The organism is Motilimonas cestriensis, assembly GCF_021295315.1.
Taxonomy (GTDB): Bacteria; Pseudomonadota; Gammaproteobacteria; order Enterobacterales; family CBDFNC01; genus Motilimonas; species Motilimonas cestriensis.
The window spans coordinates 110,545-124,279 of record NZ_JAIMJA010000013.1; the positions used below are offsets into that span (position 1 = coordinate 110,545).

Genomic DNA, 13,735 nt, shown 5'->3' on the forward strand with positions numbered 1-13,735 from the left:
TCCTTATCAAAGAGTGCCGACGTCGTATGGGATCTGTTTGAACGTGATGTTCGCTTGCTTCAAGCGAGCCTCACCCAAACGACTTGATTCACCGTAGATCACGATGCGTTCATGTTTATCGATGTCTGGTAAGTTGTTGAGTACTTTGCTTGTAAGCACATTGCCACCTGCTGGACGACGATCACCCAATATGCCGTTGTAGAGCAAGTAGTATGCAGTATCGTTATGAACACCCAGCAGTGGGGTATCCGCTTTATTGCCGAGTGGTGTTTTGGTTTCCAAATACCATATATGTGATGCCAAGGTTGGGAATTTTATTTCAGGGTTTAAGCAGCCATATTCATCAAAGACTGCATCACCGAGTTTACAGAAGTGGAAACCACCACCTCCTTCCCAGTTAACAGCTTTCGATACCCCACCTTGCTCTCCATCAATAACACGTTTTAATCTTGGTTGGCAGTGAGTAACTGCATGATTTCCCAGCTCTATACCTATAAACCTTCTACGCATTTTTTGTGCCACAGCAGCAGTGGTTCCGGAGCCAAGAAAGGAGTCAAGCACAATGTCCCCTTCATCTGAGCTAAGCTCAATAACACGTTTGATTAAAGACTCTGGTTTTTTACTCTTAGGGAATACAACGTCGCCTTCTTTGTGAAGGTTATTTGAGAGTAAATCAGCCCAAAAGGTCGTGAGTGGTTCCCCAGTTACTAATTTACCATCAATATTTTTGAGCTTCTCTCTATAAAAAATCCAACGTTGCCCCCCCTTGAAATACATATCTGTGAGTCCATTTCTTTCAAGAAGGTGTACCTCAGCAGGGTTGTTTTTTGAAAAGTCGATAGCCTGTTTTATTTCTTCTCCAACATTATTGTAATCGGGTCTCACTGACTGAATTACACGGTGAGCATTATCTGTTACGAAGGTGGCTATTTTTCTCTCAAACATATCCCCTAGTGCTTTTTTTAGTTCTCTTTTAGGTATTCCGCAATGGTCTGCGAAAGCTTGAGATAACGGTATTAAGCGCCAAAATTTATAGTTTTCTTCAATATTCTCTATGAACTGGTTATATCTTTCATCTCTAAGTCTTTCAGTGAAAACTTTTTTTGGCTGCCATTTGTTTTTATTTTTTGCATAACTCAAAATGAAATTACAAGTATTAACCATACCAGGGTTGATTGCTTTGTGACCAGTTGCTGAACCCTGCTTAAATGCCACAGTGTGAGTTCTGTTTTTACGACCAAAAATTTCATCAAGGATAACCGTTAAATATCCAAGTTCATTGTCGTCAATATGGACAAACATCGTCCCATCTTCACTCAATAGCTCGCGCAGTAATTCAAATCTTGGATATAGCAAACTTAACCATATTGAGTGCTCTAGATTGTCGTCATAGTTTTCAAATGCCTGCATTGTGTTGAATGGTGGATCAACGTAGATACATTTTACCTTTCCTGCATAATGAGGGATTAGTGATTTAAGAGCTTCGAGGTTATCACCATGAATAAGCAAATTTTCTTCATTTTTGTTCCCGTAGGAGAGTTCAGGCACTTCCTCTAGCAGCCTGTAGGTACAATTTTTGGCCGTTGTTACAGCTTCTTCTTTGTTAAGCCAGTTCAAAATAGGCATTTTAGTTCCTCAAATTTTTTCTACGTCTAAGCCAGCTTGTTTCAATCGGCTTGTTAGGTTTCTCATTTTACTGAATTCCGTGCCGTAACTTGGCTTTAAGCCGACCTCTTCGCAAAACTCTTTCGCCGTAATGTCTTGAAGCTCGTCAGCATACTTGATCATTTGCAGGTGTAACTCAGCCATGTACTGGTTGCGTGGAGCTCCACTTAATGCCTGACGTATCGCCAGAAAAATCTGCTTTTTCATTCCTATTTCTCAGCTTTTACCTGAACTGATAGCTAACTTAGCAAAATTAGCTAATTTTGCAATTGATAGAGATCACTACGTTCAACTTTTACATGTGAAAGTAAGGCTACTGAAATTTAAAGGTCGGGGATGGGACAAAAAAATCCAGCTTGTCGCTGGCCTTTGTCGCTAACAATTCGCCGTTGCGTCTTTTAGGTTGTGGTAATCGCTTACCATCACACTATCGACAGTGGAGTTTGAAAATTATCAACAAAAGTGTCCAGTTGGGGGGTGAACAGAATACTTTAACTCGCTTCCTTTAGCGGATGAAGTCGACTTCAGTAAATGTGCTTTTAGATGGAGCTTAAAGCTAAACTTTTTTAGAAAGCCGTTCAATAAGTTTTAACCTTTCTTCTTCGGGTAGCTTGTCGATGAGGCAGGCTAACGTTGCTGCGGAATCATCTTCACAGAAAAAATAGTTTATTGGAACGTCAAGCTCTTCGGCCATGCGCTTTAAAGTTTGGATATCGGGAGTATGACGGCCTTTTTCGTAGTGATTCATACGGCCACTTGCTGAACCTTGATCCATACCAACTCTAATGCCCAGCTCTTTTTGAGTAAGTTTTGCTTTTTGTCGCGCATCTTTGAGGCGCTTTGGTATTGGATTCGCTTGTGACACGTCGATTTCATCATTTCACCTAGATATAACTTAGATTGTCTAAGTTTTATCTATTCTTGTATACTTAGCAATCCTAAGTTTTATTGATGGGTGATCATATAGTGTCTAATGTTGTGTCATTACATGAATTATTTTACAAGTTGTTAATTGTTAAGGGCTATAACTGTTTTACGGTAACAGAACTAAGAGATGCACTCCTAACTATGACTGGTGATGTCTTTTGCTCAAATAAAGCCCGAATGTACGTATATCGTCGTATTTTGTACATGGAGTCAAAACAGCTATTGCGGAAAACTCAGTCGGGCCCTGGAAAGCAGGTTCGTTACCTGACAACACCTTTATTCAAAAGTACGATTTTTCGGCCTAAATCAACGCTCAAAGATCATAATTTGAAGGTTGTTGAAGCTGTAGATACTAGTTTCCATAATGCTCTGCGCAAAGAAAAGCAGGCTTGCGAAGATAGCTTGAAGATAACGAAGCAGGAAATGGCAGCATTCGCTAGTTTAATTCAACGCTATCCTGAGCAGCAGGACAACGTTAGGCCTTTTTTCTATCAAGCTAGAGAAGAGGTATATCGGCTACAGAGTCAAGTCAGTGCTATCTCGAAAATTTTAGAGATTGCATAGAATTGAATGAAGCCTCATACATCAATCAAGGGGGGGGACCTGACAAAGCCCCCTTTAATTGGTGGTGAATCAAAATACTAGAAGAATAATTGTAAATAAAAGGGATTGGCCATATCTTACTGATGTGTAAGGTTATGTTGAGAACGGACAATATGGCGCTAGAAGCAGGTGGGTATGCAGAAAAGCTTGGTAACAGGTATGAGGCTAACTGGATTGCATATCAGTTATTACGGCTGTTACAAGAAAAAATAAGTTATGTGACTGTAGAGCCTATTGGGGATGATGAGGTCGGAGTAGACTTGGTAATCGGTAATAATGATGGCTCATACGAACACCATCAGTGTAAAGCAAGCTCTGGCAATAACGAATACTGGCCTCTATCTAAACTTCATAGTTCCAATATTCTAAAAAACGCAAGTTTCCAAATCGGTAGAGGGGCTACAGAGTTTCACTTGGTGTCACCACTTTCGAGTAGAATAATTAGCGATTTATCTGAAAGTGCATTGAACAGTAATGCAATGCCGTTTGACTTCCTAGAACATCAAGTAAAACAAAGCCAAGAGCGAGAAAAGTGCTTCAGATCATTATGTGAATACCTTGGCTTGTGTGTTGAATCAGAAGAAGATGTGCGCAAAGCCATGTTGTTTTTGCAGCGCTTTAAGATTATCCGTTATGATCTGAATAAGCATAGCCTGACTGAATTAGAAGATAAAGCTTCTTCTTTGTTCAGTGGTAGCAGTACTAAGTTAGTTCAGTTTCTAAAATATTATCCTGTCGAATACAGTAAGCTACGTAATAAAATTACTGCTAACCATCTACTAGATGATCTGAAAAAGGCTGGGTTTGTTGCTAGAGGGATACCCGAAGATCAAAGGGTACTTTCAGTTGTTGATAACCTTTCCAAAGAGTTTGATGAATCAATTCAACCATTCTTGATATGCAATCAGCTTATTAAGCGAAAGGAGTTGGACTACATCATCGAATCGTTAACAGAAACTCCCGTAACTCTGCTCAGAGCAGAAGCTGGCGTTGGTAAGAGTTCATTACTCCTTGAACTTCATAATTATCTTCGTGAGAGAGGCGCTATCAGTGTTCCGGTGAGGCTTGATCGACGAAATCCAGAAGATAATCTAGATACGTATGGAAGAGCTTTAGGTTTCCCATACTCGCCACCTTTAAGCTTAAGTGCATTATCAAAACACAGCAAAGTTGTGATTATATTGGATCAGCTCGACGCTATCCGATGGACTGGCGCACATTCTAATATAGCTTTACACATCTGCCAGGAGTTAATCAGGCAAACAATTGCGCTACGTAAAGAGGGGGCCGACATATCAATCGTCTTGGCTTCTAGGGATTTTGAGCTAAACGAAGATATCGCCTTATCAAGTTGGCTAGGTAGTATTTCGGAGTCATTGCATGCAGTTATATTATCTACATTAGATGAAGAAATAGTAGACGAGTTAGTCTCGCCATTTGAGACGTACTCACTGCTTTCTTCTGTCAAGAAAGAGATTCTTAAGATACCTTTATGGCTTGGTATATACCTAACTATTGCACATCGCACACAGACAGCCCCTAGCTTTAATAACAAATTAGAGTTGGTTAAGAATTTTTGGGACGATCGATTAAGTCAAATAAGTGCCCATAATCTATCGGTTGAAGAAGCAGAGCTGTTCATTGATAAGCTAGTGGGCGTAATGATGAAACAGGGCTCTTTGTCTGTACCGCTAACCTCTCTTCCTATAGGTTCACGATGGGTCTTAGGCGTCTTAATGTCAGTAGGAGTGTTAACTAAGCAGGAACAACGCATAAGTTTTAGACACCAAGCATTATATGATTATCAAGTCGGTTCAAAGTTATATCGAGCAGGGAGTGAATCTTCAGAAAAGCTGTTATCTGAGCTAGGAGGGTTTGACAACCAAACTCTAGATAAGAGAGAGCATCTGAGGTACGCGTTAAACATGCTGCTAGACGCGAGCCAAAAAAATTATTGCTCTAGTATTGAAGCCGTACTCCTTAACGAAAAGGTTCGCTTTCACCTGAAATTCCTTGCTCTGAACTCGCTAAAAGACTTAAAAGTCATTAAAGCTCCCGCTAGAAAGCTAATCTATAAGTTAGCTAAAGATCCTGAACTAAATCGGAAGTTTATCTCGACGAGTTGCTATAAAAACCCAGAGATAATCGAGTTTCTGATAGAGAATGGCATTTTGGAGGGCTGGCTCAGCAGCTCCGATGAAAAGTTGGTGGATGCTTCGGTTGGTCTTCTGAGTTCTATTTCAGCGCTAAAACCAGACTTAGTGCTAGCAACGCTACGCCCATATGTTGATGTATCAGATAATTGGAATCAAAAAGTCTATAGCAGTCTGTGTTGGAGCATTGAAGATGACTCTGACGATATGTTCGAGTTAAGAATAGAACTACTTCAAAAAAACTGCTTAATAAATTATATAGATTGGCGAAATTTATCTAAAAAACATCCTAAGCGGGCGCTGTCATTAATTGAGGTTCTCTTAAGTCATTATAGAGAGGTTATCTGTAAATCTAGTTATTCAGAGGAAATCGAAGAGCATCAAAAGCTAACGCAAAGAGACAATTGGTCTCCAACAGATTTAGAAGATATTTTGGCCGTCGCTGAACATACTCAAGAAGAAGTTATTGGTCTTTTACTTCAGAGTATAACTGATATCGCGGAATCACAAGATGATTATGATAAGGTTTTAATATGGCTGCATAAGGATCGTGGTAATGATTGTTATCTGCCAGATCGTAGCCTCACATCTGGAATGTTTAAGCTAATCGAAAAGGCGGGAGAAAACCTACAAGCGGATTCTGAAATATTATACGAGCTTGTTAAGCCGTATCTTGCGATAAAAAACCCTGTCACTGTACATTTGGTCGCTAGGTTATTGCTGAACCTATCTACAGCGTACTCCGATATAGTTATTGATTGGATGTTGAGTAGTCCGAATTCGCACTTATCGTGCGGCAACACATACCTTGAGCCCGTTTGGATACTGCCTGGTAAACTAGTCTCGAAGTTTTCTAAAAACTGCTCCAACGAACATTTTTCAAGGCTCGAAGAATATATCGTTCGCATGAAAAGTGAGATGGATATAGAACAAATAAAGTGGATTTTGGAAGCAAGACGAAGAGGGGGACGTCTTAGCTATTGGGGCCATGCACAATATTTTTTGTTACCGAAACTCGATAAGAGCCGCATCTCTATTGCATCAGGTCAATTGTGCAAGGTGCTCGAACGTAAGTTTGAAGATTTTTCAACTTCAGGCTTTTGCTCAAAATTTGAGACTATTGGAGGCATTGTTACTTCACCGCTACCCATTGGAAACAAACTGTCTAATATGTCGTGGACGAAGCTAATTCTAACACCCGAAAAACAGTGTTTTGGTAGAGATTTGAAGCAAGTAGCTGCAGATGTAATTTCTGAATCAACCATCGAACAGTTCTCTCAAACACTAGAAAGAGCAGTTTGTAATGAACCTGTTAGATTCGTAAACTTGGCTTTGTCACTCCCAAAAGATATTCCCTATCAATATATCAGTGCTTTTTTCTATGGGTTAGCTGATTGTAGTAAAGAGAAAGCTCATGAAGATTATAAAGATGATTGGGCCCCTTGTAGCGATATCCTATTAGAAGAAGTAATTGCACATTTCCCCCATAGTGAAGCTGAACGTGCTTTAGTTAGATTGATCGACCGTCAGTCTTTAACTTCAGACGTAATATCTTTCAAATTATTGCTCAATTTCGCCCATCATGCCAAAGACCCTGAAGTTAACAAACTAAATGTTTGGACGAATGGCATGGGTTGTTCAGCCGACGTTGCATCAGCCAAATCTTTGAGGGATAACTCAATCAATTGCCTTCGAGGGCAAGCATATATAGCGATAGCTAGCATTTTTTTTAAAAACGAATTACTTGCAAACCAACATAGGTACGTCGTTGATCAAGCTATTGAAGATGGGCACCCTGCAGTCAAAATGTCTGCCTTAGAGTTGCTTAAGCCTTATCTAAATTATGACAGCTCGTTCGCTCACAGTAAGTTTATTGAGCTATGTAAAGAGGAGATACGTGTCAGTGGAGGGTATGGTGCACACTATTTTTTCAATCAAGGTTTCGAAAGTGAGTATGCCAATGATTATATAGAGCTTGTTCTTAGAATGCTTGGCTCTCCGTATGTGGATATTAGGAAAGAAGCAGCTAGACAGATCTATGCTCGTTGGTTTTTCAATGACTTATTTGAACATGAGATAACATTGGTTCTTAAAGGGGACAAAGAGTTAAGGAGTGGCTGCGCTTCAGTGCTTTCCCAGTTCTTAAGAGAAGATAAGTACCATGACCGAATTGGCAAAATTGAGTCATCATACATAATGTTGTTAAACGATGAGGACAAAGAGATTTTGCAACAAGTGGGTAATTGCGTTCAGTATGATGGCTACTGGGCAAAGCATAATTCGACGGTCTTGTTTAGTGAACTTGTAAAGTCGAAAGCCTTAAAATACTGTATTTACAACTTATTTAGAAAGCTGGAAAGTTATCCAGGTATGCTTATCGACATGAGTGACTCTTTGCTGAAATTAGTTGAAAACATCGTTGAAGTGTATGAGAAAGATGAGTCTTTTCAGCATAGACATATGCATATCCGTGAATCTTCCCTATTAAGCGTGCTGCAACGCCTTTACGATGAAGCAACAGAAGATGAAGATGATGAAGCAATCAGCACTTGTTTGGATATTTGGGATGAGCTATTAAATTCAGAAGTTTACACAGCGATGAGTGCGGTTAAAGAGCTTGATAATGGGTTGCTGTCTTAGCTGGAATTTTTTCGAGATTGAAGTAGTCAGCATAAATGGATTGAACAAGACTGTAATAAATAAATAACATAACAACTGGTTACAGTCTCGTTTTTTTCATTTCATTTCAAGTAGATGTGTCAGATCTTGTCTGAACTAATACAGCTTAATACAATTTATTTCATTGGGACTATTTTGCTTCTTCTTAGCTTAACCAGCTGCTCATTAAGGCGTTCATTTTCAAATTTTAACTCATCAATATCACTTAGCGCTTTGACAAGCTTGTCGTTCAGGTGATGCTGGGCTGCAGCAAAGTCTGCTAGCTGTTGTTTAACTGCTTCATACTTTTCCTTGTAGTTCTGCTTGATGCGTTTTTGTTCATTGAGCTTAATACGTACCGATTGGATTTCAGGTTGAACATACTCGCCTTTTGCTTGAGCAACATCAGCTTTAACTTGTTTTACCTTTTCAACAAATTCAGGATAGTAATAGCCGCTACCATTGCCCAAATTGGCTTCTTCTTCTACTGCGCGAACACTAATTTTTCTCTGGTCAGAAATGCGTGTTGGTTGCCCTTCAATGATGCGTTTTAATGCCGCCTCTAAAGCAATTAGAGTGATTTCTTTCTTGCTCATAGCTCAGTGATCTCAATAGGATGTTTATATGTTGTGAATGGTATGTCGAAGTCTTTCATGACAATCTCAGCGGCTCGAATCTGTGTGATACAATGACTGTATTCGGTTGGTGAGGTATCAATCTCAGTTGAAAGATAATTGGTTAGAGATTCATGTTTTCTTTGCCACCATTTCGCATGGCTTTCATCAATAATACTGCTGCCGCTACTGCAATCTACACAAAAAGCAGGATTTGCTACACCATCCATGTCGCAGTCGTAGCCACTTTTACAATAGCTGTGTGCTGTACCATGTAATGTTAGTCGTTTTTGTTTTACTGCATTATAGATAATATCCCATGAGCTATAGATGTGAGGAATATCGTCGCGCATTTTCATTATTGCTTTACCGTGCGAACCTGAGAGGGGTTGATCTGAGTGCACCATATTGAATATTTTATTGGTCGTATACTCTTCTTTGGTTATGTCTAATAATTCTTGTAAATGGCTATCAATTTTTAATAATTTTAAATGTGCTAATCGACCTCCATTGCTGTACCACTCAGTCATTGATAGGTACAAATGCTTAAACTGTTGTTTTAATGCTAGTGTTGTTCCTATCCTATGTTTAATCATATAGTAAGCAAGTGAGCGTCTAAATTGGTGTGACGTTAAGTGCCATGGCTCTCCAATCTTTATGTATTTATTAATGAGATCTTTGGATTGAGGATTGGATTCAATACACTCTTCATAATTCGCTTCTGTCACTTTAATATTAAATTGCTTACAAAAGCGTTTTAAACGATTAGGCCAGTCTGAAATCACCACTGGTGAACGACTTCGGTATATGTTATTAACCCATAATGTACCCTTATACTTGTTACTGTTTTTTGTTAGGTAGTCTCTCCATTCTTGTGTCAAGCTAGCAGCAAGCTCTATGGCTTTTTTGGCAATAGGTGCTGCTACCCATGTTTCTATTTTTTCACCGAGCTTGAATGTTTTCGATTGTAACATGTGAAAATCCCGACCTTCGAAGGCTTCACAGTAATAGCTATTCGGTGTTAGCTGTCCTAACTCCGAGTCACGCATACCAGTAAAGCATCCACAGCAAATATAGCAAGCGGTAATTAATTGACCGTAATAACGACGAAAATCTCTAGCGTTAGAGATCATATCAAACTCTTTTATGCTACTTAAATGAAGTAGCATAATATCTTTTGGCGATTGGGGTAGATGGTCTGAGATAGCAGAATAGAACTTTCTTTTATCAATGGTTTTAGAGTTATAATCTACACATGTAAGGCTATGTCCAGAGGAAATTTTTTTATTTAACACTTCCTCTCCTATTAAGTAATTCTTTTTTAATTCGGATTCTGTTATAGCTATGACTTTTCTATGAGGGTAGGCTGCTTCAACTAGCTTCATAGCCTTTCCATAAATTTGGTCGCTTATATTTTCTGGAATAACAAGAGTTTGTTGTTCTCTCCTATTGCTCAGGCTTAATGCGAGAGCTTGAGCGTTTGGAATAGATAGATTGAAATCAATACCACACCAAGGTTGAAGATACACTATGGAGTTAAATGCGTTGAATACATGGTTTAGGTGGTTTTGGGAATATTCTTTTTCAATTAGCATATCCTCAAAGTCTGACCAGTTTTTTTGGTCTGATAGTGCATTAACAGAGCTAAATCCTCTTTTCATTAAGTATAGATAGACAGATTTTATGCTAGAAAATCGGCTTAATATCGAGGTGATTTTCATTGGGCGGTGTTTAGATGTGGATTTGTGAAATAGCCAACCATACACAATTATCTTTAATTCTAGAAGTAAACTAGGAGAAGATATTAATTCACTGAAATTAAATCTTTTTCTGTGCTCATTCATGCTGTCTGTATATGGTGTTATATCCCAATAAATATCTCCAAATTTTGCTGTTATATTGTCATTTTTATCTTGACATATTACAGTGTTTTCGAGAGCATCCCATTCTTCTTCTCTCACTAATTCAATGATGCTTTTGTTATTGATCTCAGGATTGCTAATTATTATCGGTGTTCCATTGGAGTTAATCATAATTATAATCCTGTTTTCATCTCTGTAGAAATTTTGTGGTAAATTCGACTTCTTGCCAAAGAGGGTGTCTGCCATCTGTATTTAATTTTTTTTCAGCTTCTTTAACAATGCTTTTAGTCAACTTAGGCATTATTTTTTTGTTTATATATGTCAGCACATTTTCAAAGTTTTTCCTAAAATGGGATGCATCCAAATGTAAATATAGTGATTCCTCTAGGCACTCTTTAAAAGAAAGCAAACACCAAATATCGCTTACGGACTGAACGATTACCTGAGCTTCACAGCCAAAACATTGTAATAAGTCTGCACACGCGAGTTTTTCACCTTTTGTTAGGTTGTTTTGTCTAGCTTTTCGACTAAATCCAGCTGATCTTTCACCAAAGGGGTTGGAGCAACTAGAGCCATTAGGGATGCGGCTTAGGTTGGGAAAGCGTATTTTTTGTGAGGCATCAATTGTAAGTACGTCAATCTTTAACTCCAGCTGTGCTTCTTTTGCTGTAACCTTGTTTTTTGCTTGTTGCTCCCTAATCAGGGCTGTTTCTTGCATCATGGCTTGGTTTTCGAACTTATTACCTGTGGAGTAATGCTTCCTTCGTACGTTAAGCGTATTCTCAAGTATCACTCCTTGTGCTATATCACCTTGGTAAAAGCTAACCAGTTGACTTCCTGTTTCTCTAAATCTAGAAATCACAGGGCGGAGCTCTCGACCTCTCTCATCAGTTAAGTTAAACTTTTTTAACCACATTTGATTGAATGTTTGAAGGTTTGATTGCATTAGCGGTCTCTTGTGGCCTTTCAAACAACAAGTAGTTTGAATCAAAAGTGCATTATCTGAACTATCAATAATCTTTGAGACTCTTAGTAATGTATCGAAAAATTGCATGGAATATTTGGGGATATCCAAAGTATGTTCCCCCATTTCTACATGAATAGTTTTAAATGCACGCCGCTTAAACGCTGGCATCGAATACCATGTATCCATAGAACATATATTAGACTTCTGCGGTCTAGGTAAATTAAATAAAATAGTGGTATTAGCACTTGTATAATATGACAGCAAGTAAGTCGCTGCCACCATCATCTTGGAAACAGCACCATGCAAGGGATAGGTATTATCCTGCCATTGAAAACTCATTGTCGCATTGCTTCTAGATGCACGGGTGTGTTTTTCAGGATTTTCTAAGAATTGTGCAGATGTTTGCTTAAAAAGTGCGCGTAATAGTGGTAAAAGTTTTTTCAAATCACTTTGGCTATAAGCTTCAAATGGTTCAAAGTCATTTCTAGGCAGATTTGGCACATTTTCAAACCACGAAGTAGGTAAGTCTAGCACTTTAAAAAGCGTCACCATCGATGCTCGATACTGAATATATGCTGAGTTCTTTATTTCTTTACGTTGTACTCTCTGATACTTGAACTGAAAATATCTATCAAGAGACTCTTTAGTAAATGAATCTCGAATATATTTGTCGCACCAAATTAAATACCTTAAAGCAGCTCTAAATATATTGTTCCAAGTAGAGTGGCTCCCGCCACTTGATAGTTTTTCGGAAAAAATATCTTTCAATTGAATGATCTGAGAGTCACGATTAGCAGATTGAAGACCGCGGCCGGCTTGAACTACTTGAGTGTTTGGGCAATGCATATATAGCAATCTATTAAAATCGCATAGCCATCCGTTGTTGAGGGTGATAGATAGTTCTTCTTTCCATTTTGATGAAGATGAATCATTACTCATTTCCAACTCCTATGGCTTCATGCATGATGGAGTCAAGAGTTCCAAACTTTTCTATGAATACTTCCTTTCGTTTAAGAAAGCGAAGATATTTCCATGTGGTGGTTTCATTTATATGCCCCATCCAGCCCATGAGTAACTCTAGGGATTCTAAAGGTTGTATACCTGCTTCTAGTAAGTCGTTTAAGCGATAAGTACCATAGGTTGACCTAAGGTCATGAAAGCGATAACTGAACGAACTATTTTTGTTGCGAATAACGTGTCGGAGTTCACCCCATCTTGAACCAATAACGGATTTGTCAACAGGGTTCCCTTGCTCACTAATAAATAGAGGCTCAAATTTCTCACAATGCATAAAAATATCAAGCTTCTCTTTTTTTAAAATTACCTCACCTTTCTTAATAGCACGTATTTTTTCATGAAGCTTGTTTAACCTTACCAATCTACGCTCACTAATTAGATAGTTCCGGATTTTAGCTAGGAATTCTACGGATATTTCAATTTGTCGAGTTTTATTGTTTTTGGTTCTTACTCCTGTTGAAGGGCCAATTACTATTTCATATCGATATTTGCTTTCGGTTAGAGGAACTGCTGTATTTATCGCTTCTACTGTTAGAGTGCTGACCTCTTGAATTCGTAATCCCATCTGAATAGCTAATAAGCATTGCAACTGAAATTCAATTGAAAATCTTGGTAGGTGTTGTGTTAGTAACGTCAATGATTCAATGCTTAATGGTGTTAAAGCCCTAATTTTTTTAGTTTGGCTGTCTTTTTCAACTCTAATTCGCAGGTCTGAGGTATCAACGGTAAATGCAGGTCTAAGGTGAGCTAATATTCCAGTATTTATAATTTTAACGGTCTCAATTTTAAATGGGGCACATTGGTCATTTTTTACTTGTAATAAACCTTCGTGTATAGCCCAGAGATAGAAGTTTTTAATGTGATTTATATATGTGTTTGATGTGCTTTGACTTATGCTGCCTTTTTCAATTTCAGTGAGTAAGTAGCTACGAAAGAGGTAAGTCGATTTTAAGCGCTTTAGTGGGGGAAAATGATTCCAACTAAGCTCATTCTCTTCAATGAAAGACCAGAATTTAAGTAAAGCTCGAGCATTAGAATTGATGTCTTTGAGCTTTTTTATATTTTTCAGATAAAAAAAATAACTATTAACTTCTTCAATAAACCTGCCTTCTTTATCAAAGAGGGTAGGTAATGATCCAAGGTTTTTCCCTTTTATAAAAAATGTTGGCTGGCCTTCATCAGTCCAAGTAATTTCTGTATCAGCATAAACATCGGCTGAATAAATGAGTTGGGCCATGTCTTACTCCTGAAAAAAATACTAGCTATATG

9 protein-coding genes are annotated in these 13,735 nt (G+C 38.4%); 2 read left to right on the forward strand and 7 right to left on the reverse strand.

The features are described 5' to 3' along the window. Positions 1-6 precede the first annotated feature (6 nt). The 3 genes from K6Y31_RS13680 to K6Y31_RS13690 all read right to left on the reverse strand — a co-directional run bounded on the left by K6Y31_RS13680 (position 7) and on the right by K6Y31_RS13690 (position 2,530). The gene (locus K6Y31_RS13680; protein WP_233053518.1) at positions 7-1,626 is read right to left on the reverse strand and encodes a site-specific DNA-methyltransferase; all 1,620 of its coding nucleotides are present in this window, start codon (positions 1,624-1,626) and stop codon (positions 7-9) included. A 9-nt stretch (positions 1,627-1,635) separates the two neighbouring features. Next, positions 1,636-1,872 carry an HTH-like domain-containing protein gene (locus K6Y31_RS13685; RefSeq protein ID WP_233053519.1) on the reverse strand — a complete coding sequence of 79 codons (237 nt, stop codon included), beginning with the start codon at positions 1,870-1,872 and terminating at the stop codon, positions 1,636-1,638. 349 nt (positions 1,873-2,221) lie between these two features. Next, positions 2,222-2,530, reverse strand: a complete 309-nt coding sequence (locus tag K6Y31_RS13690) for a helix-turn-helix domain-containing protein (protein ID WP_233053520.1) — start codon at positions 2,528-2,530, stop codon at positions 2,222-2,224. A 101-nt stretch (positions 2,531-2,631) separates the two neighbouring features. On the opposite strand from K6Y31_RS13690, the gene K6Y31_RS13695 reads away from it, so the two are divergent. Together K6Y31_RS13695 and K6Y31_RS13700 are read left to right on the forward strand one after the other, a co-directional pair. Then, the gene (locus tag K6Y31_RS13695) at positions 2,632-3,156 is read left to right on the forward strand and encodes a hypothetical protein (protein ID WP_233053521.1); all 525 of its coding nucleotides are present in this window, start codon (positions 2,632-2,634) and stop codon (positions 3,154-3,156) included. 152 nt (positions 3,157-3,308) lie between these two features. Continuing rightward, positions 3,309-7,988 carry an NACHT domain-containing protein gene (locus K6Y31_RS13700; protein ID WP_233053522.1) on the forward strand — a complete coding sequence of 1,560 codons (4,680 nt, stop codon included), beginning with the start codon at positions 3,309-3,311 and terminating at the stop codon, positions 7,986-7,988. Positions 7,989-8,143: 155 nt separating this feature from the next. Here K6Y31_RS13700 and K6Y31_RS13705 read toward each other — a convergent pair whose 3' ends face one another. Genes K6Y31_RS13705 through K6Y31_RS13720 form a run of 4 tightly spaced genes read right to left on the reverse strand, consistent with a single transcriptional unit; the run spans position 8,144 to position 13,703 of the window. After that, positions 8,144-8,602, reverse strand: coding sequence for a hypothetical protein (locus K6Y31_RS13705; RefSeq protein WP_233053523.1), 459 nt, complete (start codon positions 8,600-8,602; stop codon positions 8,144-8,146). Then, positions 8,599-10,653 carry a site-specific integrase gene (locus K6Y31_RS13710; protein ID WP_233053524.1) on the reverse strand — a complete coding sequence of 685 codons (2,055 nt, stop codon included), beginning with the start codon at positions 10,651-10,653 and terminating at the stop codon, positions 8,599-8,601. The genes K6Y31_RS13705 and K6Y31_RS13710 overlap by 4 nt, the downstream gene beginning before the upstream one ends. A 16-nt stretch (positions 10,654-10,669) precedes the next feature. Further along, positions 10,670-12,388, reverse strand: a complete 1,719-nt coding sequence (locus K6Y31_RS13715) for a hypothetical protein (protein WP_233053525.1) — start codon at positions 12,386-12,388, stop codon at positions 10,670-10,672. Continuing rightward, a complete protein-coding gene (locus tag K6Y31_RS13720) occupies positions 12,381-13,703 on the reverse strand; it encodes a tyrosine-type recombinase/integrase (protein ID WP_233053526.1) in 1,323 nt (440 codons plus the stop codon). The genes K6Y31_RS13715 and K6Y31_RS13720 overlap by 8 nt, the downstream gene beginning before the upstream one ends. Positions 13,704-13,735 lie beyond the last annotated feature (32 nt).